Source organism: Streptomyces sp. NBC_00989, assembly GCF_045162655.1.
In the GTDB taxonomy this organism is placed as follows: Bacteria; Actinomycetota; Actinomycetes; order Streptomycetales; family Streptomycetaceae; genus Streptomyces.
Map to the genome: position 1 here is coordinate 11,128,858 of NZ_CP108728.1, position 20,518 is coordinate 11,149,375.

The following is a 20,518-nucleotide window of genomic DNA, read 5'->3' on the forward strand; positions in this document are numbered from 1 at the left end:
GCTGTTCCCGGAATCACACGGCCACCCGCTCAACACCCTTACCGCCGAAGCGAGTTCAGGGCGTCGACGGACCCTCGGTCCAATCCTCCAGGCCCTGCTGCCCGGAACGGTTCCTGCGCGCGTCGACGACCGAGTCGAAGACCGGGACCACGATCCAGCAGATGTAAGCCCAGTTGGTGACGTGCGCGACCAGGATCGAGACCGGGAATCCCAGGGCCACCAGGCCGATACGGCGGATGACCCGGGCGAAGAGCTCGGGCGGGGTGCCGACGCGCTGGAGGCGGTCGCGGCGGACCTCACGGACCATCAGGATGAACAGGAGACAGGCCAGGAACTGCACGACGGCGTAGAAGATGAATCGCGCCTGGAACGCCCCGTGGTCGCCGGTCACGTCGGTCACGAACGGGGTGACCACCAGCATGAGCTGGCAGTGCATGGTGAAGGCCGTCAACCGGCTGTTGGTCGCCGTGACGTAGCGGAACACCCGGTGGTGTGAGCGCCGGTGCGCGACGATCACCACGAAACTGATCATGAACGCCAGATAGCTCGCACGGTGTGACGTGGCCGGGTGCCACAACTCGGAGTTGGTCGACCCCTCCGGTACCGGCAGTTCCAGAGCCAGCAATGTGAGCGGGATGGCGACCACCGCGTGACCGAAGAACGTGAGGCGCTCGCCGGAGACCGCCCGGACCTCCATGTCCTGGTCCTCGGACGGCAGTTCTTGATCAGTCGAGACATCCATCCCTTGTTCTTCGCAGGGAATCCCGGCCTTCAGGCCGGGCGGGAATGCGATCCTGGGCCAGGAGGTGTGAAGCGCGGGAGATCTCTGCGTCTTCGGGGTGGTGGTCAGGCTGGGCGCTTCTGGTTCTCGATGTACTCCTTCACGATGCTCAACGGTGCGCCGCCGCAGGACCCCGCGAAATAGGACGGGGACCAGAACACGGATCCCGTCCCGATCCGGTTGATCCGGCCGGTGTACTCCGCGCGCAGATATCGGGAGCTGACGCCCTTGAGGGAGTTGACGAGCTTGGACAGGGCGATTTTCGGCGGGTAGTGCACGAGTAGGTGGACGTGATCGCCTTCGCCGTTGAACTCCCGCAGCTCCGCGCCGAAGCTCTCGCACACGTCCCGCATGATCTCCTCGCAGCGCGTCAGCATGTCGTCGTTGAAGATCTCACGCCGGTATTTGGTGACGAACACCAAGTGGACGTGGAGGGTGTAGATGACGTGGTTTCCCCGTCTGATGTCGGGATCACTGCTCCCTCTGCAACGGGGCCTTGCAGGAACGCCGTGACGCCTATCGGCACGCCACGAAGACGAGCGTGAAGTACGGGCAGCAGTCCGCGCAGCTCAAGGATCCGGGTGTTCGACCCCGAGCGGCAGGGCCGCTGGTCGTTCAGTTCACAGCAGGTCACCTTGCGCCGTCTCGACAAGGCGTTCACCGCGTTCTTCCGCCGGGTCAAGTCCGGCGATGCCCCGGGCTACCCGCGCTTTCGCGGGGTGAACTGGTTCGACACGGTGGACTTTCCCAAGGACGGGGACGGCTGCCGGTGGAATTCCACCCCGCACGAGCCCGTGACCCGGGTCCGCTTCCAGGGCGTCGGCCATGTCAGGGTCAACCAGCATCGCCCGGTGGCCGGCCACGTCAAGACCGTGTCGGTGAAGCGCGAGGGCCGAAAGTGGTTCGTCGTGCTGACCGCTGAGCAGGACCAGCCCGAACCGCTGCCCGCGACCGGCTCCGTGGTCGGCATCGACCTGGGCATCGCGAACTTCCTCGCCGACTCGAACGGCGGGTTCGTGCCCAGCCCGCGCCACGGCCGCCGTGCGGCCGCGAAACCGGAGGCGGCACAGCAGGCCCTGTCCCGGTTCCCGCGCCGCAAGGCCAAGGACCGCACCGCCAACCACCAGCGGGCCGTGGAGAAGGTCGCCCAGCTACACGGCAAGGTGCGGCGCCAGCGGCTCGACCACGCACACAAGACCGCCCTGGGCCTGGTCCGCGCGCATGACGTCATCGCGCACGAAGACCTCAAGATCCGCAACATGAGCAAGGCCCCCGCACCCAAGCCCGACCCCGAACAGGCAGGTGCGTTCCTGCCCAATGGGGCCGCCGCCAAGGCCGGGCTCAACCGCAGTATCGCTGATGCCGGTTGGGGGGTGTTCCTGACGATCCTGCACGCCAAGGCTGAAAGCGCCGGACGGGAAGTGATCGCCGTGGACCCCCGCAACACCTCCCGCACCTGCCCCGAATGCGGGCACACCGCCAAGGAGAACCGGCCCACACAGGAAAAGTTCCACTGCGTGGCCTGCGGCCACACCGCGCACGCCGACACAGTCGGAGCCACCAACGTTCTACGGGCCGGGCTGGTCCGTCGCAACGCCAACCGGGCGTAACGAGAAACCCCCGGCTTCAACCGGGGGAGGAGTCACGGCAGCAGAGAATGCCACAAGCCGCGAGAGGCCCCGAATGCGCCTGGCACCGAGGGCCGGGCCGGGGGAGTGGTACTGCTGGTCCTACCCGCACGGCTGGCGGCCGGCGGGTGCGGAAGAGGATCATCGGAGGGCAGGGCACGGCCCCGACCGGAGACCGCCGAGCGCGCAGAACGGACAGCCACATGACCATGGCCTACCTCGCACAGCCCGAGCAGCAGCAGCGACTCGAATGGCTCGACGGCAGCGAGTTCGCCGTACTCCTCGACGCCGCGGCGACCGGCGGACAGCTGACCGTGGGACGGTTCTCCGTCGCGAAGGGCGAGGCACCGCCGTACCACAAGCACACCCGTGAGGACGAGGTCTTCATGCTCATCAAGGGGAGTGCGCTGCTGTGGTGCGACGACGAGGAGATGGAGTTGTCGGAGGGCGGCATCGTCTTCCTGCCGCGGAACGTCCCGCACGGCTACCGGATCACCTCCGACACCGCCGACCTGCTGATGATCTGCACGCCCGGCGGCATCGAGGGCATGTTCCGGCACGCGGGACGTGACCTCGCGACCCCGCGCCCCGAGGGCTTCGAGATCTCGCGGGACGTCATGGCCGAGGCCGCCGACCTGTACGGCCAGGTCATCGTCGGCCCGCCACGCTGACCCACCGCTCCACCGCATCGACCGGAACCACGAAAGGCACAGCCATGTCCCGGCAACAGCGCCAGGCCCTCGACGAGATGCTGCGGCACGGCCCGCTCGACCTCGGAGGGGACGTCACCCAACAGCGCGCCCTCTTCCACGACATGATGACGGCCATCCCCCTGCCGCCCGACGTCAAGACCACGGAGGGCGACCTGGGCGGCGTACCGGTCGTCACTGTGGAGACGCCTGCGAACGACCCGGCGACCGTCCTGCTGTACCTGCACGGCGGCGCGTACGTCATCGGCTCGGCGGCCGACGCCGCGGGGCTGGCCGCCGAGGTCTCCCGGCGCACCGGCGCACGCGCCGTCTGCGTCGACTACCGGCTGGCACCCGAGCACCCGTTCCCCGCGGCGGTCGACGACGCCCTGGCCGTGTACCGGGCCCTGCTCGACGACGGAACTCCCGGCTCCGCCATCGCTTTTGTCGGTGAGTCCGCGGGCGGTGGTCTCGTCGCCGCGACGCTGGTCGCCGCCAAGGACGCGGGCCTGCCCCAGCCGTCATCGGCCACCGTCTTCTCCCCGTGGGCCGACCTGAGCGTGTCCGGCGACAGCGCGGTGGGCAAGGCCGCGGTCGACGCCTCACTGACCCCGGAAGGCCTGCGCACCCGCGCCCGCGACTACCTCCGCGACACCGACCCCACCACCCCGCACGCCAGCCCTGTCTTCGCCGATCTGACCGGCCTGGCACCCCTGTTCATCCAGGTCGGCTCGTACGAGATCCTCCTGGACGACGCCGTACGACTGGCCGCGCGCGCCGCCGAGCACGACGTCCACGTAGAACTGCAGGTCTGGCCCCAAGTCCCGCACGTCTTCCAGGCGTTCGCGTCGCTCCTCGACGAGGGCGCCGCCGCGCTCGACGCCGCCGGAGCCTTCATCCGGGCCCGGTGGGCCGACGGCGCGGACGTCGAGGAGTCCGGCGAGTAAAGACTCCGGCGGGCCGCGGCTGAACGGCCGTGTGCCGCGCGCCAGTTGAACGACAATGTGCTCCATGGCGGCCAGGACGAACCACTTCGGCATCGCGCTGCGGGGGTGGCGCGAGCGCGTGTCACCGCGGGACAGCGGGCTGGAGGCGGGCGGGGACCGGCGCATCCCCGGGCTGCGCCGGGAGGAACTGGCCCGGCTGGCAGGCCTGTCGGTCGACTACGTGGTCCGGCTGGAACAGGGCCGCGCCCGGAACCCCTCGGCCCAGGTGGTCGCCGCACTGGCCAGGGCGCTGCGCCTCGAACCGTCCGAGCGCGACCACCTGTTCCGCTGCGCGCACCTCGCACCGCCCCCGGCCGGGAACGTGTCCCGACACGTTCCCGCGAGGGTGCACCGGCTGATGGATCAGCTGGCGGGCAACCCCACCGCGGTGTTCGCCGCCGACTGGACCCTCGTCAGCTGGAACGGGATGTGGTCCGAGGCGATCGGCGATCCCCGGACGTACGGCTGGGTCGAGCACAACCTCGTGGCCGGCATGTTCCGGACGAGCGCCGCACGGGGGCGAGAGCCGATCGGGGCCTGGCCGGTCCGCTCCTGGGCGGGCGACGAGGTCGAGGAGGAGGACCTCGTCGCCGACCTGCGGGTGACGGCCGCCGCCCATCCCCATGACGCGCGGCTCGCCGCGTTCGTCGACCACATGCTGCACGACAGCCCGCGCTTCGCCCGCCTCTGGTCCAACGGCACGGCCCGTACCCACGTCGGCGACCGCAAGACCGTCGAACACCCCCGGGTGGGAGCCATCGACCTCGACCTCGACATCGTGATGGCCGCCGGCACCGACCTCAGGGTCGTCACGTACACGGCGGCGGCCGGGACGACCGACGCGGAGAAGGTGGACGCGCTGCGCGCCACCTGCCGGGAGCCGGCCGGCGCCATGCCGAGGGCGGGCGGCCTGAGTTCCGAGGTGTTATCAGGCAGCTGACGGGAGGGGTGCGGTTCAGGCGCCGTCGGCCCGCTCCGCGGCGTTTGTTACGCTCCCCGAGCCTCCCGCGGGGGAAGTCCGGTGAGAATCCGGCGCTGACCCGCAACGGTGTGCGTGGCGACCCCTGGTCGTCGCGTGAGTCCGATCGCCCGTGGGTGGTGCGTACCCGTTGACTGCTCGCCGTGGACTGCGAGAGGGGACCGAGCGGCCGGCACGGTCGTCCGGGCTGTCTCCTCGATCGAGGTTCACCAGGCGGCCCCAGGTGAAGGACCGCCGATCGTGCTCCGACGTCCGAGAACCGGCTCCGGCCGTGGCCAGAGTCCAGGGCGTGATCCGCGCCGGATACCCCAACCCCTTCTGCTGCTCGGGCTGTTGCTCCTGCTCTGCGTCTCCCTCGTGTGCGGCGTCGGTCTCGGCGCGGCCGGAATCGGTGCGGCGGACGTGTTCCGGTTCCTGTGGGCCGGAGTCACCGGCGGGACCGTGCGGGCCGGTGACGCCGCCGCCTACACCATCGTCTGGGAGATCCGGTTGCCGCGGGTCGTCCTCGCGGCCGTCGTCGGGGCCGGGCTCTCCGCTGTCGGCGTGGCCGTACAGGCCATGGTCCGCAACGCGCTCGCCGACCCGTTCGTGCTGGGCATCTCCTCGGGGGCCGCGGTCGGCGCCAACGCCGTCATCCTGCTGGGCGCGTTCGCCGGGCTGGGGGTGTGGGCGCTGTCGGTGTCCGCGTTCGCCTCGGCGCTCGCGGCCATGGTCCTGGTCTACGCGGTGGCCCGCTCGCCGCACGGCCTCACCCCGCTGCGGCTGATCCTGACGGGCACCGCGCTGGCGTACGGCTTCGAAGCCGTCACCACCGTGATGGTCTTCGGCGCGGCCCGGGGCGAGGCGGCCCGCTCGGCGATGATGTGGCTGCTGGGGAGCCTGGGCGGGGCGACCTGGGCGCAGGTGCCGTTGGCCGCCGTCACCGTGGCGGCCGGCTGGGCGTGGCTGCGCCGGCGCGCGGAGTCGCTCAACGCCCTCGCGATGGGGGACGAGACCTCCGCCGCGCTCGGCGTCCAACCGGGCCGACTGCGGCGGGAGTTGTTCCTCGTGACCGCCGCCGTGACGGGAACGGTCGTCGCGGTCAGCGGAGCCATCGGCTTCGTCGGACTGATGGTCCCGCACCTCGTACGGATGCTCGTCGGCGCCGATCACCGCAAGGTCCTCGCCGTCGCGCCGCTCGCCGGAGCGGTGCTGCTGGTGTGGGCGGACGTCCTGTCCCGGCTGCTGCTGGCGCCCGCCGAACTGCCGGTCGGCGTGATCACCGCGGTCGTGGGAGTGCCCGCGTTCCTGCTGCTGATGCGGCGCGGCGGCTACGCGTTCGGGGGGCGTTGATGAGGCTCGACATCGAGGGGCTCTCGGTCGACGCGGGTGCGGTGCGGCTGGTGCACGACATCCGGCTCGCCGCGGGCAGCGGGGCCTTCGTCGGGCTCGTCGGCCCCAATGGCAGTGGAAAATCGACCCTGTTGCGGTGCGTGTACCGGGCGCTGCGACCGGCCGACGGCGTGATCCGGCTCGACGGCGACGACGTGCACGCCATGGAACCGCGCGCCGCCGCACGGAAGTTGGCCGCGCTGCCGCAGGAGTCGTCCGCCGAGTTCGACTTCACCGTCGCCGAAGTGGTCGCCATGGGACGGCTGCCGCACCGGGACCGGACCGCCACCTCCGACCGGGAGATCTGTGCCGGAGCCATGGCACGCACCCGCGTCACCCACCTCGCCGGCCGTGGGTTCCTCGCCCTGTCCGGCGGCGAGAGGCAACGCGTCCTGATCGCCCGCGCACTCGCCCAGCGCCCCCGTGTCCTGGTCCTCGACGAACCCACCAACCACCTCGACATCGCCCATCAGTTGGACGTGCTGTCCGTGGTCCGCGGCAGCGGTCTGACCGTCCTGGCGGCCCTGCACGACCTCAATCTCGCCGCCGCCCACTGCGACCTGCTGTACGTGATCGCGAACGGCCGGATCGTCGCCTCCGGCCCGCCGCACGACGTTCTCCAACCCGCCCTGCTCGCCGAGGTGTTCGGGGTCCGCGCGCATCCGGTACGGCATCCGGAGACCGGCGCCGTCCAGCTCCTGTTCGACCTGCTCCCGCCCACCACGCCCATCGTCTGAAGGACAACGCCCCGCATGCGCAAGCTGTTTGCCGCCGCGCTCTGCCTCGCCGCGACCGCTACCGCCGGTTGCGGCGCCACGGTCGAGCCCTCGCCGCAGAACGCCGTATCCTCCGCCGTCACCCTCACCAACTGCGGTCAGAAGGTGACGTACAAGACGGTCCCCAAGCGGGTCGTCACCAACGACGTCGGCATCACGGAGCTGATGTTCGCCCTCGGCCTGGAGAACCGCATGGCCGGATTCGCGATGCCCGACGACAAGGGCGACCTCACCGACGTCCCCTGGAAGGACGGCTACAAGAAGGTGAAGTGGCTGTCCAAGGACCAACTCACCAAGGAGAACGTCCTCGACGCCCGCGCCGACCTCGTCTTCGCCGGCTGGAACTACGGCTTCCGCGACGACAGCGGCTTCACCCCCGACGCCCTGAAGAAGCTCGGCATCCCTTCGTACATCCTCACGGAGTCCTGCCGCAACGGCCGCACGGACACCTCGCGCGGCATCATGCCGCCCCTGGACGCCCTCTACGCCGACCTCACCAACCTCGGAAGACTCTTCGGCGTCGAGAAGCGCGCGGCCACCCTGATCACCGACTTCAAGAAGCAGATCGCGGCCGTACACAGCAAGGCCCCGGCGAAGAGCCCCAAGGTCTTCCTCTACGACAGCGGCCAGGACTCGCCGTTCACCTCCGGCCGTTACGCCGCCCCCGACCAGATCATCAGCGAGGCAGGCGGCGCCAACGTCATGCACGACGTCGACGACTCCTGGACCACGGTCGGCTGGGAGACCGTCGTGCAGCGAGACCCGGACGTCATCGTCATCTGCGACTACGGCGACGTGAGCGCCGAACAGAAGAAGAAGTTCCTCCTCTCCTACGCCCCCCTGCGCAACGTCTCCGCCGTCAAGCACCGCCGGATCTTCGTCCTCGACTACGTCGACCTCGTCGAGAGCCCCCGCAACCCGTCGGCGATCGCCCGCCTCGGCGCGTATCTGCGGACGGTGGCCGCGGCGAAGGACACCAACTAGGTGGAGTGGAGGGGCTCTTGCGGGTCACGGCGTCTGGCGCAGGGCGGCGGCCATCCACCCCCGGGAAGCCCCCTCGCGCCCTACGGCTGAACCGCGCGCACTTGGTCGTAGCGGCCCAGGAAACGGAACGCGCCGTCCCTGACCTGGTACAGGAAGCCGGTGCTCTCCGGGTCCAGCGCGTGTGTTGTGCCCTGGACGAAGCGGATCGGCTTGGCCACCCCGTCGTACGCGGTGTGGAAGAGGCGTTCGGCGACCTGCGCGGGCTCGATCGTGGTGGTGGTCCCGAGCGCGTCCAGGGCTCGGGCGATCAGACCGACGGCGTCGTACGCCTCGGCGGACCACCGGCCGGGCGGCCCGCCGTAGCGCGCCCGGTAGGCCGCGGTGAACGCCTTCGCGGCCGGGGTGGTCGCCGACTGCGCCTCCGTGTACGGCGCTTCGAAGACCCACCCCTCGGCCGCCCGCCCCGCCGCGGTGAGGAAGTCGGCGCGCATGACGGGCTCGAAGCCGGTCACCGTCCCCGTGAACCGTGCCGTGACCAGGGCCCGGGCACAGGCCGCCGCCCGGCGCGGTGACGTGCCGCCGTAGACGATCGCCTGCGGATGCGTGGCCAGTGCCCGGGAGACGACGGGGCCGAAGTCGCTTGTGGTGGCGGCCACTTGGTGGACGGTGACGGTGCCGCCGCCGGGCGGTGTCTCGACCAGGTTCCGGCTGACGTCGACGGCCGGCTCGCCCGCCGCGCCGTCCTGGATGACCGCCGTGCGCCGGCTGGGGCGGGTCCTGGTCAGGTAGAAGAGGATCGGCAGGGTCCGTGAGCTGTCGGACGCCCTCGTCACGCACAGGGTGCGCAGGGTCGTGGCGGACAGTCCGGCGGCGTCGTCGGCGGCCGACACCAGGACCACCGGCATGGACGCGGCCGAGTAGAGCGGGACGGTGGCGCGGGCACCCGCTGTCGTGCTGGGCCCGATGACCGCGATGATCGACCGTTGGGCGAGTACGCGATGAGCCGCGTCCCGCGCTCGGGTCGCGTCGCCTCCGTCGTCGTAGGAGGAGAGCGCGAGGCGGTAGTCGACGTTCTTGCGGGCGTTGTGGGCGGCGACCGCGAGGAGCGCTCCCTGCATCTGTGCCTTGCTCAGGGCCCTCTGAGTGCCCGTCAGGTCGGCGTGGAGGGCGAGGGTGTGCGTGGGTACGACGTCGTGCGAACCGCTCGCCGCCGGGTGCCCCCGGGTGAGCAGGACGGCCGCACCGGTGCCGGACGCGGCGAGTACTGCGGCCGCCGAGCCGCCGATGGTCAGGATGCGGCGGCGTGAAATGCCATGTGACGTAGGCGTGTTGAACGGTTCGGGCGTGGCTGGTCCTGCCGTGCGAGGCGGCGGGTCGAGGGCGCGGGCCGAGCGCTCGGCGATCAGCCGCAGGACGTCGGGCGGCAGCCATTCGGGCGCCGTGGACGGGGGGTCGTCCGGGTGCTTCTCGTCCGTCAGGGCGGAGTGGACCGCCGCGGCAGTCGGCCGGAGCGCGGGGTCCTTGGCGAGGCAGGTGTCGATCACCGTGCGCAGGGCCGGCGGGAGTTGGGCCAGGCCGGTGGGGTCGTGAGGTTCGTGGACGGTGCGGTACAGGACCGCGGGCGCCTCGCCGGTACCGAACGGGCGTCGGCCCGTCGCCGCGTACGCCAGCACGCAGCCGAGGGAGAACAGGTCGCCGGCCGGGCCGACCTCGCCGCCGCGGGTCCGGGTCTGCTCGGGGGAGAGGTAGCCGGGGGTCCCGATGACCACGTCGGGGGCGGTGAGCGCGGTCGTTCCGGCGCCCTTGGCGATGCCGAAGTCGATGAGCCGGGGACCGTCGGGGACCAGGAGGATGTTGCCCGGTTTGACGTCCCGGTGCACCAGGCCCACCGCGTGCAACTCGCCCAGCGCCTGCGCCAGTTGCGCCCCGAGCGTGACGACCGTGTCCGCGGGAAGCGGTCCGAGGCCGTCCACCGCCTCGGCCAGCGACGGGCCGGGGACGAACGCGGTGGCCAGCCACGGCTCACGCGCCTCCGTGTCCGCGGCCGTCACCGCGACCACCCGGCGGCCGGTGAGCCCGGTGGCCAGCCGCACCTCGCGCCGGAAGCGGGCGCGGAAGGCGGGATCGGCCGCGTACTCGGCACGGATCACCTTCAGGGCGACCGGTGTTCCGTCGGCGGTACGGGCCAGGTAGACCACGCCCATGCCGCCCATGCCAAGCCGGGCGAGCAGTCGGTGCCCGCCCAGGATCTCCGGGTCCTCGGCCCGCAATGCCTGCATCCTGCGGCTCCCGTTGCTGCTCGGGGGCGGACCCCTCGTCGGTCCCGTGGACACTCTCGTCGTCGGGCGGGACGCTTCCGTACGCACCGCCCGACCGCCCGCCCGTCAGGAAGCGGACACTCCCACCGGGCCGTCGTAGACGAAGCGCCCGCCCTTTACCTGATAGTGCTGCACCTGCTGGGTGACGAGCTGGTGGTCGGCGTCGAACGCGTACGTGGTGACCAGCCCCTTGAAGCGGGCCTTGGCCAGCGCGTCGGCGACCTGCGTGCGGCTGGGGCGCTTCTTGGCGCGCCCGGCGAGCGCGGTGAGCCGGTCGGCCAGCAGGCGTGTCACGTCGTACGCCTCGGCGGCCCAGTCGCCCGGCGCGCTGCCGTACCGCTTGCGGTAGGCGGTGGCGAACGGTCGTACGGCCGCGGCGCCCGGGTCGATGTACGGAGCCAGGACCTGCCAGCCCTCGCTCGCCGGGCCCGCCGCCGAGACGAACGCGGGCGTGGCCGACGGAATGTCCAGGAAACGTGGACCCGTGAACTTCCGTGCGGCCAGCGCGCGGGCGAGCGGCGCGGCTCGCTCGGCGGTGCCGGTGTAGTAGAAGCTGTCGACGCCGTGCGCGAGCATGTCGGCGACGACGGTCGACACGTCGGGCGCGAGCGCGGGGACGACCCGGGCGTACAGGGCCACACCACCCGCTCCGGTCGCGCTGTGGACGACGTTGACGGACTCCATGCCGGTGATCCCGCCCGCGCGGTCGACCAGCAGCCCCGGACGGCGGGAGCCCCGCGCGGCGAGCGCGGTGACGGTGGCGAACGCGGAGTACGCGGCCAGCGGAGCGGCCCGGAAATATCTTCGCGGCTTGGCCAGGAGCGCCGACTGCACGGCGGAGACCGAGAGTTCGGACACGGTCACCAACGGCAGCCCGGCGCTCTCGTACACCTCCACGGCACTCTGCGCCGAGGCATAGCCGGTGGGGCCGAGCACGGCGAACACATCGCGGTCGCCGGTCAGTTGGCGGGCCACGGCCTGGGCCCGGGCCGGCTCTCCACGGTCGTCCAGCACCCGCAGGGTGAGCGGGAACGGCTTGTCCTCGCGCGCGTTGATCTGCTCCACGGCCAGCCGCGCGGCTCGCTCCTGTGCCGTCCCCGCGGCCTTCATCGGGCCGCTCAGATCGGCCTGGACACCGATGACCCAGTCGCGACGGGCGGCCGAACTCGCCGGTGTCTTCTCGTCGTTGTCCCGCAGCACCGCCCACAGCGCCGCGCCGCCACCGGCCGCGAGCAGCGCCGTACCGCCCGCCGCGAGGGCCAACACCCGGCGGCGGCCCGGCCGTTGGGATTCGGACTCGCCGGAGACCTCGGTCGGCTCGACACCGGGCAGCGCCAGCATCTCCGCCGACCGGTCGGCGACCATCCGGACCACCGGGTCCGGCAGCCAGCCGATCGAGCCGGCCGGGGCATCCTCCACCAACTCCGTGTCGATCTCGGAGACTTGGGGTCGGTCCGCAGGCTCCTTCGCGAGGCAGCGCTCCAACAGGTCCCGCAGTTCGACGTCCTCGACCCCGTCCAGATCCGGCGTGTCGTGCACGGTCCGGTACAACAGCGCGTCCGCCGGGCCCGTACCGAACGGCAGCCGCCCGGTCGCCGTGTACGCCAGCACACAGCCCAGCGAGAACACATCGCTCGCCGGTCCCACCGGCAACGCCCGCGCCTGCTCCGGGGAGAGGAACCCGGGCGTGCCCACGACCATGTTGTCCGAGGTCAGCTCCGTCTCCTCGGCCGCCGTGGGCCGGGCGATACCGAAGTCGATCAGCCGGGGCCCGTCCAGCGCGAGGAGTACGTTGCCCGGCTTCACGTCCCGGTGCACAAGTCCCGCCTGATGTACGGCGTCCAGCGCCCGCGCCAGCACCTTGCCCAGCACCCGCACCACCCGCGCCGGCAACGGCCCGCACTCCGCCACCGCCTCGGCCAGCGACGGCCCCGGCACGAACGCGGTCGCCAGCCACGGCGCCGGACCCTCCGTGTCCGCACCCAGCACCGGCACCACCCACGGGCTGTCCACCCCATGGGCGGACTGCGCCTCACGCCTGAACCGGGCCCGGAACTCCGTCTGTTGGGCGAACTCCGGCTGGATCACCTTCACCGCGGCGAGATCACCGGCCACGCCGCGCGCCAGGTAGACCACACCCATGCCGCCCGCACCCAGACGCCCCAACAGCCGGTATCCGCCGAGCCGCGACGGATCGTAGGGAAGCAGCCGCTCCATCACGACCCGCCCTTCGTGCCCGACGCGGAAGCGCTCGGCCCGCTGGAATCCGACCCGGCGGTGCCCCCGATCTCCTGCTGCACCCGGAGCAACATCCTCGGAAGCACCTCCGCCACAAGGGAGTTGAGCTCCTCCTGGCTCCGGCCGCGCCCGCCGCACACGGACGTACCGCTCACCACCGAGCCCAGCACAGCCTGTTGCCACCAGTACGGGTACGGGCCGCCGCGCGTGTCACTGACGCACTGTCCCGTCTCCAGCAGCAGATCGTCGCCGCTGGTGTTGCCGCCCTCGCCGCGCGCGAACGACAACGACTGGAGCCCCGTGAGGCGTTCACCCGGCCGCTGGACCTGCTCCGTGCAGTCCAGGTCCTCCTCCAGCATCCTGGCCTGTTCCCAGGACGCGTCCAACGCCGTGCGATGCACGGTGACCGTGGCCGACAGCCGCACGGCCCCCTTCGCGCCGGCCGCGGGCACCTCGAAGTGCCGGGTCAGCGAGGCCAACGCGTCCTCGGGCAATGGGCGCAACCGCCACAGACAGTCGTCACCCAGTACCGCCCACCGCGCCGGGTCGCTCTCGTACGGTGTCGCCGGGACCACCCCGGTACCGAACAACTCCGGCCCCGAGATGACCCGTTCGATCAGACCCTGCGCCTGCGCCGCCGTTCTCGGCTCCTTGCCCGGATCCGTCCCGGGGGCCGCCGACGCCGACGGCTGCGCGTCGGCCGTAGCGCTCCGAGCCGTCCCGGAGGATGTCGTCGGCGGCGACGCGGAACCGCCACCACCCCCGGTGCACCCCAGCGCCATGGCCCCGCAGGTCACCATCACCCCGCTGACACGCAGTGCTCTCGCATACGCCACGACGTCGCCCCCTCTACGGCCTGCCGTGCGGCCACCCCATGCCCATAGCGATGCGCCCGGACACGGGACGGTTCCCCGGCTTCCGCTTCGATCTCCGGCGCCGCACAGGATGCGCACAGCCGAGACGATCGTAGAGCTGATCCCTTCAACTACCCCTGCACATAAGGAAGTTACAAGAACCAGGACGGCGACGGACTCACCTGGACAGCTCCGCGGGCTCGTCCAGCTGCGTCAACTTCCGTGGATTGCGCACCACATAGATGCGGGTGACCCGGCCGCCCTCCACCACGAGGCTCACCGTGGACGGTTCGCCGTCGATCTCGAGCCGGCCCGCCGGCTCGCCGTTGAGCCACACGGGCGTGGTGTCGAACGCGGCCACCAACCGGTGTGCGCGGGCGAGGATCGGCGCCACCGACTCGGCGCCGTGAATCGGGGTGAGCGCGGCGGCGACCACCCCGCCGCCGTCGGTCACCAGCACCACTTCCGGGGCCATCACCTCCATCAGCTCCTGCAACTGCCCGGTCCGCAGGGCGCGCAGGAACCGTTCCACCACGGCCTGTTGCTCCGACCGGCTCACCCGCACCCGCGGCCGCCGGGCCGCCACATGCTCCCGGGCCCGCCGCGCGACCTGCCGCACCGCGGCCGCGGACTTCCCGACGACCTCGGCGATCTCGCCGTACGGCATCTCGAAGACCTCGCGCAGCACGAACACCGCCCGCTCGGTGGGCCCGAGCGTCTCCAGCACCGTCAGCATCGCCATCGAGACGCTCTCCGCGAGCTCGACGTCCTCGGCCACATCAGGACTGGTCAGCAAGGGTTCCGGCAGCCACTCGCCCACGTACTCCTCACGGCGGCGCGACACCGTGCGCAGCCGGTTGAGCGCCTGCCGGGTGACGACCCGGATGAGGTACGACCGCGGGTCCCGGATCTGTGCCCGGTCGACGTCGGCCCACCGCAGCCACGACTCCTGCAACACGTCCTCCGCGTCGGCCGCCGACCCGAGCATCTCGTAGGCGACCGTGAACAGGAGGCTGCGGTGGGCGACGAAGGGGTCTTCGGTCATGCCGTCGACGCTACGTCGGCGCCGGTGTGCTCCGCCCGGAGGGCCAGTGGAATCTCGCACGAGTCCGAGTAGCCCTGCGAGGTGATCCCGTGCGCGGTGTTGCACCTGGCCGCCATGTTGGCGAACCCGATGAACACGGTGAGTTCGACGAGCGCCGCCGGACCGAGCCGCTCCAGCAGGCTCTCCGACAGCTCGTCGGTGACGGTCGGCGGTGTGTTCGTCATGGCCTCCGCGTACGCGAGCACGTCACGCTCCAGCGGTGTGAACACCTCCGACTGCCGCCAGCGCGGTACCTGGCTCGCCTTGGCCAGGTCGAGGTTCTGGTTCAGCGCGTGGAAGTAGTTGACGTCGAGGCACCAGCTACAGCCGACCTGTGCCGCGACAGCCATGTGCGCGAACGTCTTGAGCCCCGCGTCGGCGGCGTCCCACGTGCCCACCTTTGCTGAGAACTCCTGGTTGGCCTGGGCGAGTTGAGGCTGGTTCCACAGCACTTCGACGGGCTCGGGCACGGCCCCGAGCTGCTTGATCATGTTCTCGCGGAGCTCGTAGGGAAGCTCGGCCTTCGGAACGCGGATCGTCACGGTGTCCTCCTTGTATGTGTGCCTGGTCGGTGGTTCGACATGAAGACACCGGCCGGCCCCCGGATGTGACACCGGGGCCGGCCACTCCGGTCGGCTGCCACGCTTGGCCACTTCGCGCGGGGGTACTCGGCCGTCATGATGATCACCGAGAACGAACACGTGGACCTCGCCGCATCCGGCGCCGCCATGGGCCTGGTGGTGGCCTTCGCCGGCGGTCTCGTCATCGTCGCGTTGCTGGTGTGGTCCGTCCGGTTGGGCATCAAGGTGCGCCAGCGGGAACCGGCGCCGCCGCGACCGGACGAGCAGCCCCGGCTGCCGGAATCCGGTGCCGTCCGGGAGGTCCGGGAACAGCGGGAGCCGGACGAGGTACCGCGCACCCCCGACGGCGAGCGGCTCCTCCCGCACAACCTCCGCCACTCCGGAAGCAGGCGCAGTGAGAACCAGGAGCGTCCGCGCTGGGACGAGAGGTCCGGCGACTCCTGATGGCAGGCACCCGGACCACAGCCGGCCAGCAGACCTCGGCAGGCGTCCGGACCGTGCGGGCGGGCCGCCGTAGCCTCGTCGTCCACCGGCCCGACAAGGTGCTGTTCCCCGCCGACGGGAACGGCAAGGGGTACACGAAGGGCGACCTCGTCGCGTACTACCGGTCCGTCGCCCCGTTCATGCTGTCGCACCTGCGCGGACGCCCGTTGATGCTGGAGCGGCACCCGGACGGGATCGACGGCCCCCGGTTCATGCAGAAGAACGTCCCGGCGCACTACCCGGACTGGATCAAACGCGTCGAGGTGTCCAAGGAGGGCGGCACGGTCACGCACCTCGTCTGCGACGACACCGCCACTCTCGTGTACCTCGCCGACCAGGCCTGCCTCACCCCGCACCGCTGGCTGTCCCGGGCGAGCGGGCTCCACCGGCCCGACCGCCTGGTCTTCGACCTCGACCCGTCGGACGGAGGAAATGAAGACAACGGAGGCAACGGAGATGACGGGGACGACTTCGCCGTCGTACGCCAAGCAGCCCTGCTCCTGCGGGAGTTGCTCGACGAACTACGGCTGCCGTCCGCGCCGATGACCACCGGCTCGCGCGGTCTGCACCTGGTCGTGCCCCTCGACGGGCGGCAGGACTTCGACGCGGTACGCGCCTTCGCCAAGGACGTCGCCGACCACCTCGTCGGGGCACACCCCGACCGCCTCACCACGGCCGCACGCAAGAAGGACCGCGGGAATCGCCTTTACCTCGACATACAGCGCAACGGCTACGCGCAGACCGCCGTCGCCCCCTACGCCGTTCGCGCGAAGCCCGGAGCCCCGGTCGCGGTCCCCATCAGCTGGGACCAACTCGACGATCCGGACCTCGACGCCCGTCGCTGGACCATCACCGACGCCGTGGACCAGGCCCGCACCAACCCCTGGGCGGGGCTGCCGAGTCGGGGACGTTCCCTCACCCCGGCCGGGCGGCGACTTGACGAACTGCGCGGGTGAATCACCTGTTCGTCGAACTGAAGATCGATCAGGACGACTGACGGCTCCGGCATTGGGTACGCACCGGTTCATGCGGATGAGTGTGGTGGACGTGGGTTCGAACACGGTTCGGCTCGTGGTGGCGGACGTGGAGGACGGCGTACCCCTGCCCGTACACACGGCCAAGTGGAAACTACGGCTCTCCGAGCGCGTCGGGCAGCCGTACGGGGAGATCCCCGAGGACTCCGTACGCCACCTCGTGAAGTCGGTGTCGGCCGCCGCGGAGACCGCCCGCCTCTGGGGTGCGGCAGGCCCACTCGCCTTTGCCACGGCGGTGGTTCGCGGCGCGCCGAACCGGCGCGACGTGCTCCGCGCGGTGCGCACCGAGACCGGCGTACGGCTGTGCACGCTGCCGGGAGAGGTGGAGGGCGAGCTGACGTTCCTCGGCGCCCGGCGGTGGATGGGCTGGCGCGCCGGGCCGCTGGCGCTCTTCGACATCGGCGGCGGATCCTTCGAAGTCGCCTTCGGGCGCGGCCGGTTGCCCGACTTCGTGGCCTCCCTGCCGCTCGGCGCGGGCCGGCTGACCCGGGACTTCCTCTCCGGCCAGGACCCGCCGCCCGAGCATGCGGTCAAGGCGCTGCGTCGCGAGGTACGGCACCAACTGCGGGACGTGGCCGCACGGATCCGCTGGGAAGGGCCCCGGACCACCGTCGTGACGTCCCGTACCTTTCAGCAGCTCGCCCGGCTCTGCGGCGCCGCTCCCGGACGCCAAGGTCCCTTCGTGGAACGGCGGTTGGCGCGGTCGGAACTGCGCGTGGGCCTCGACCGGCTGGCGGCCCTCGCCGCCTCCGACCGGGCCCTGCTCCCCGGTGTCTCGGCACCGCGGGCCGCGCAGAGCCTGGCCGGAGCCGTGGTCGGGCACACGGTCATGAAGCTCACCGGCATCAAGACCGTCACCGTCTGCCCCTGGGGCATCCGTGAAGGAGTGCTGCTGCGGTACATCGAGGACGGCGGATCGTGGTGGACGGAGATGGCGCGGCGCAGCGACGACGCCGAACCCGCGGGGACGGTCGCCCTGCGCATCGCGCCGGTGCCGGAGCGGGCACCCGTCGGCAGGTAGCGAACGTCAGCCGGCACGCGCCGGCAGGTGGCGAGCGTCCGCGCCGCGCCCCCCTAGGCCGGGCGTGAGAGCTCGGCGACCGCCGTCGAGATCCGCTGCCGCAGCTGCTCGGGCAGCGGTGCTCCGTTGACCGAGTCGACGAGTTCTTCGGCCAGTTGATGGAGCTTGGTGTTCGTGCGCTGGGAGACGTCGACCAGGACGCTCCAGGCGTCCTCGCGGCTGAGACCGAAGGAGGCCATCAGGACTCCGCGGGCCAGGTCGATGACCGGCCGGGTCAGCATCGCGCGCTTGAGCTGCCCGACTTCGACGCGCAGCTCCTCGGCCTCGTCGGACACGCCGTTCTCCTCCATCGGGTCGTGCGTCGTGGGGGAATGGTGATGCCGGGCGTCGACCACCGCGTCGGCGGGCGCGGGCCCTGGCGCGTGGACGAACAGCGACGACGTGTCGGTGAGTGCGAACAGCCTCGCGACCCCGGCGCTGACGGCGCGGACGGCGAGTGTCTTGCCGTCCGACAGGGCGATCCGGCGGAGGGACAGCAGCACGTTGAGCCCGGCACAGTCGCAGAAACCGACTCCGGCCAGGTCGAGGTCCAGCCCGCCGGGCGACCGGGTGAGCGCCAGCCGCAGGGCGCGCCGCACCGCCTGTTCCGTGTCGATGTCGATCTCCCCGGAGACCACGACGACCGTCCGGGTCCCGGCCGGCCGCGTCGCGATCTTCAGAGACGCCGAAGCCGACGGGGGATCCACCGCGGAAACGGGGGACACCGCACAGATCGTCCGGACCCCGCTCCTGGGAGGAGCGCTACGTTCGTGTTCTCGCATGGCAGCCGCTCCCGAGGCATCCGCCCTGTTTTCTGCCCGGTCAAGTCTTGCCCGCCGCATTTAGCGCGTCAAGATATACACGAAATCTGTTTCGTGTCTCGGGATACGTGAAAGGTGGGCCCTATGCTGGGGGCATGGACGGAGTATCCGAGACGCACACAGGATGGACGTTCCTCACCAGCCATGCCCGAGTGCTGGCCGCGATCGCCGAGGACCACCGCACCCGAATCCGTGACATCGCCGTGCGATGCAGGCTCACCGAAAGAGCTGTCCAGAAGATCATTTCCGATCTGGAGCAGGACGGCTATCTCACCCACACACGGGAGGGGCGGACCAACGCCTACCGGATCCAGCCGGGAACCATCCTCCGGCATCCGGCCGAGGCCGGGATGACCGTCGAGGCGCTGCTCTCGACCCTCGCCCAGCATGACGATCGGCGCGAGCACTCGGCCACGGCTCCGGCCGGCGAGCGGGACTCCGAACTCGCGGAGTGACGCGGCGAGTTGCGGCGAGTTATGGCGTGGGGCCGATCGCCGGTGGTCGGCGAACCGACGACGGTACGCCAATCACCGTGGACCACGAGGGCGTTGGATCGCGGGCGTTGAGGGGCTGGAGGCGGTCGGGCCGCGCCCGATTCCCGCCCTTGCCCGATCGGTCACCTCAACTGCCGTGAGGCGACAGGGGTGGCGGCCCGCCGGACCGTACGCCGCCCAGGTCGCGGGTTCCGCGAGGGGCGACGTGCGGCCCAGGATCTTCGCCAGTTCCAATGATTGATCACCTTTCGTCACGTTATGGCGGCTGGGAGTCATCGCCTTCGTACATGTGTTTCAGGGTGCTGCGCGGGGGCAGGCGCAGGGTGAGTGCTTCGGACAGGAGGCACGTCCGTGGGAGCCGGTGTATGCCGGATCGCGGGTGTGTTCCGCCTGCTCAGTGCGTGCCCGCTCCCATGGGGACCGTCCTTCGACAACCCCTTGAGGGAGTTGTGAGCACCGCCATGGACACAGTCACCGTCACCCGGAAGCGTCATCCGCACGACGACGCCCCCCGCACCGCCGCCGCTTTCGCCCGCCTCTCGCACCTGCCCGCCGGACCCGAACGGGTCGCCCTGCGCGACGAACTCGTCCGGGTCTGGCTCCCCATGTCCGAACGCATCGCGGGCCGCTATCGGGGAAAGGGCGAGCCCTACGAGGATCTGCGCCAGGTCGCGGCACTCGGCCTCGTCAAGGCCGTCGACGGCTACGACCCCGACCGAGGCCACGCCTTCGAGAGCTACGCCGTCCCGACCGTCACCGGCGAGATCAAACGCCACTTCCGTGACCACATGTGGGCCCTGCACGTGCCCCGGCGCGTCCAGGAACTCCGCAACAGGGTGCGCGTCGCCCTGCGGGACCTGTCCGCGACGGGTTCGGACCGGCGCCCGAGCGTCGCCGAGATCGCCCAGCACGCGCAGCTGAGCGAGGAGGACGTCCAGGCCGGTCTGGAGGCGCTCGACAGCTTCTCCGCGCTCTCGCTGGACGCCGAGACGCCCGGGGAGGACTCCGGGATGACGCTCGTCGGCCTGCTGGGGGAGTGGGACGCCGGATTCGACCTGGTCGTCGACCGTGAGGCGGTCAAGCCCGCCCTGCGGACACTTCCCGAACGCGAGCGCGTCATCCTCTACCTCCGTTTCTTCCGCGGCATGACCCAGAGCCGCATCGCGGAGCAACTCGGCGTCTCCCAGATGCACGTCTCCCGACTGATCACCAACTCCTGTGCCACGGTGCGCGAACGCGTACTGGCCGACGCCGCCTGACCGCGCCGGGAAGGGGAGGCCGGCCGCCCTGCGGGAGTGATCCCGGGGCGGCCGGTGGCGGGCTCACTGCCGAACCCTCCCGGGAGCGGTTGGGCAGC

At 71.2% G+C, this 20,518-nt stretch carries 19 protein-coding genes, 1 pseudogene and 1 riboswitch; of the genes and pseudogenes, 12 read left to right on the top strand and 8 right to left on the bottom strand.

Annotated elements, in window-relative coordinates; translation table 11 throughout:
• Positions 1 to 55: 55 nt before the first annotated feature.
• Both OG714_RS50225 and tnpA read right to left on the bottom strand, forming a co-directional pair.
• Entirely contained in the window at positions 56 to 742 is a 687-nt protein-coding gene (locus tag OG714_RS50225) for a TMEM175 family protein (RefSeq protein WP_406131191.1), read from the bottom strand.
• 104 nt (positions 743 to 846) lie between these two features.
• Positions 847 to 1,245 carry an IS200/IS605 family transposase gene (gene tnpA, locus OG714_RS50230; RefSeq protein WP_406132212.1) on the bottom strand — a complete coding sequence of 133 codons (399 nt, stop codon included), beginning with the start codon at positions 1,243 to 1,245 and terminating at the stop codon, positions 847 to 849.
• A gap of 2 nt (positions 1,246 to 1,247) precedes the next feature.
• Between tnpA and OG714_RS50235 the strand changes: the two are divergent.
• From OG714_RS50235 to OG714_RS50265, 7 genes and pseudogenes are all read left to right on the top strand, one after another.
• Positions 1,248 to 2,391 (top strand): annotated as a pseudogene (locus OG714_RS50235) (RNA-guided endonuclease InsQ/TnpB family protein); the annotation flags it as partial.
• 221 nt (positions 2,392 to 2,612) lie between these two features.
• Positions 2,613 to 3,080, top strand: a complete 468-nt coding sequence (locus tag OG714_RS50240) for a cupin domain-containing protein (RefSeq protein ID WP_406131192.1) — start codon at positions 2,613 to 2,615, stop codon at positions 3,078 to 3,080.
• 44 nt (positions 3,081 to 3,124) lie between these two features.
• Positions 3,125 to 4,045: an alpha/beta hydrolase gene (locus OG714_RS50245; protein WP_406131193.1), complete on the top strand. Its 921-nt coding sequence runs from the start codon at positions 3,125 to 3,127 to the stop codon at positions 4,043 to 4,045.
• Positions 4,046 to 4,109: 64 nt separating this feature from the next.
• Positions 4,110 to 5,024: a helix-turn-helix domain-containing protein gene (locus tag OG714_RS50250; protein WP_406131194.1), complete on the top strand. Its 915-nt coding sequence runs from the start codon at positions 4,110 to 4,112 to the stop codon at positions 5,022 to 5,024.
• Positions 5,025 to 5,094: 70 nt separating this feature from the next.
• Positions 5,095 to 5,175: riboswitch (cobalamin riboswitch) on the top strand.
• Positions 5,176 to 5,366: 191 nt separating this feature from the next.
• Positions 5,367 to 6,395: a FecCD family ABC transporter permease gene (locus OG714_RS50255; RefSeq protein WP_406132213.1), complete on the top strand. Its 1,029-nt coding sequence runs from the start codon at positions 5,367 to 5,369 to the stop codon at positions 6,393 to 6,395.
• Positions 6,395 to 7,171, top strand: a complete 777-nt coding sequence (locus OG714_RS50260; RefSeq protein WP_406131195.1) for an ABC transporter ATP-binding protein — start codon at positions 6,395 to 6,397, stop codon at positions 7,169 to 7,171. Before OG714_RS50255 ends, OG714_RS50260 begins: the two co-directional genes overlap by 1 nt.
• Before the next feature lie 15 nt (positions 7,172 to 7,186).
• Positions 7,187 to 8,194, top strand: a complete 1,008-nt coding sequence (locus tag OG714_RS50265) for an ABC transporter substrate-binding protein (protein ID WP_406131196.1) — start codon at positions 7,187 to 7,189, stop codon at positions 8,192 to 8,194.
• An 80-nt stretch (positions 8,195 to 8,274) separates the two neighbouring features.
• Here OG714_RS50265 and OG714_RS50270 read toward each other — a convergent pair whose 3' ends face one another.
• The 5 genes from OG714_RS50270 to OG714_RS50290 form a co-directional block, all read right to left on the bottom strand.
• Entirely contained in the window at positions 8,275 to 10,473 is a 2,199-nt protein-coding gene (locus OG714_RS50270; protein WP_406131197.1) for a protein kinase domain-containing protein, read from the bottom strand.
• Positions 10,474 to 10,578: 105 nt separating this feature from the next.
• Positions 10,579 to 12,729 carry a bifunctional serine/threonine-protein kinase/ABC transporter substrate-binding protein gene (locus OG714_RS50275; protein WP_406131198.1) on the bottom strand — a complete coding sequence of 717 codons (2,151 nt, stop codon included), beginning with the start codon at positions 12,727 to 12,729 and terminating at the stop codon, positions 10,579 to 10,581.
• The gene (locus OG714_RS50280) at positions 12,729 to 13,586 is read right to left on the bottom strand and encodes a hypothetical protein (RefSeq protein WP_406131199.1); all 858 of its coding nucleotides are present in this window, start codon (positions 13,584 to 13,586) and stop codon (positions 12,729 to 12,731) included. The genes OG714_RS50275 and OG714_RS50280 overlap by 1 nt, the downstream gene beginning before the upstream one ends.
• A gap of 196 nt (positions 13,587 to 13,782) precedes the next feature.
• Complete coding sequence (locus OG714_RS50285; RefSeq protein ID WP_406131200.1) at positions 13,783 to 14,649, bottom strand: RNA polymerase sigma-70 factor; 867 nt, start codon at positions 14,647 to 14,649, stop codon at positions 13,783 to 13,785.
• Positions 14,646 to 15,230 (bottom strand): carboxymuconolactone decarboxylase family protein, encoded by a 585-nt coding sequence (locus tag OG714_RS50290; RefSeq protein WP_406131201.1) that lies wholly within the window; start codon positions 15,228 to 15,230, stop codon positions 14,646 to 14,648. The genes OG714_RS50285 and OG714_RS50290 overlap by 4 nt, the downstream gene beginning before the upstream one ends.
• A 135-nt stretch (positions 15,231 to 15,365) precedes the next feature.
• On the opposite strand from OG714_RS50290, the gene OG714_RS50295 reads away from it, so the two are divergent.
• The 3 genes from OG714_RS50295 to OG714_RS50305 all read left to right on the top strand — a co-directional run bounded on the left by OG714_RS50295 (position 15,366) and on the right by OG714_RS50305 (position 17,807).
• A complete protein-coding gene (locus tag OG714_RS50295) occupies positions 15,366 to 15,713 on the top strand; it encodes a DUF6479 family protein (RefSeq protein WP_406131202.1) in 348 nt (115 codons plus the stop codon).
• Entirely contained in the window at positions 15,713 to 16,708 is a 996-nt protein-coding gene (gene ligD, locus OG714_RS50300) for a non-homologous end-joining DNA ligase (protein WP_406131203.1), read from the top strand. The genes OG714_RS50295 and ligD overlap by 1 nt, the downstream gene beginning before the upstream one ends.
• A 70-nt stretch (positions 16,709 to 16,778) precedes the next feature.
• A complete protein-coding gene (locus OG714_RS50305; RefSeq protein WP_406131204.1) occupies positions 16,779 to 17,807 on the top strand; it encodes a Ppx/GppA family phosphatase in 1,029 nt (342 codons plus the stop codon).
• Between the two features lie 53 nt (positions 17,808 to 17,860).
• Here the strand turns inward: OG714_RS50305 and OG714_RS50310 are convergent, their stop codons facing one another.
• Complete coding sequence (locus tag OG714_RS50310) at positions 17,861 to 18,571, bottom strand: ANTAR domain-containing protein (RefSeq protein WP_406131205.1); 711 nt, start codon at positions 18,569 to 18,571, stop codon at positions 17,861 to 17,863.
• Positions 18,572 to 18,762: 191 nt separating this feature from the next.
• On the opposite strand from OG714_RS50310, the gene OG714_RS50315 reads away from it, so the two are divergent.
• The gene (locus OG714_RS50315; RefSeq protein WP_406131206.1) at positions 18,763 to 19,122 is read left to right on the top strand and encodes a helix-turn-helix transcriptional regulator; all 360 of its coding nucleotides are present in this window, start codon (positions 18,763 to 18,765) and stop codon (positions 19,120 to 19,122) included.
• A gap of 500 nt (positions 19,123 to 19,622) precedes the next feature.
• The gene (locus tag OG714_RS50320) at positions 19,623 to 20,420 is read left to right on the top strand and encodes a SigB/SigF/SigG family RNA polymerase sigma factor (RefSeq protein WP_406131207.1); all 798 of its coding nucleotides are present in this window, start codon (positions 19,623 to 19,625) and stop codon (positions 20,418 to 20,420) included.
• The last annotated feature ends 98 nt before the right edge of the window (positions 20,421 to 20,518 follow it).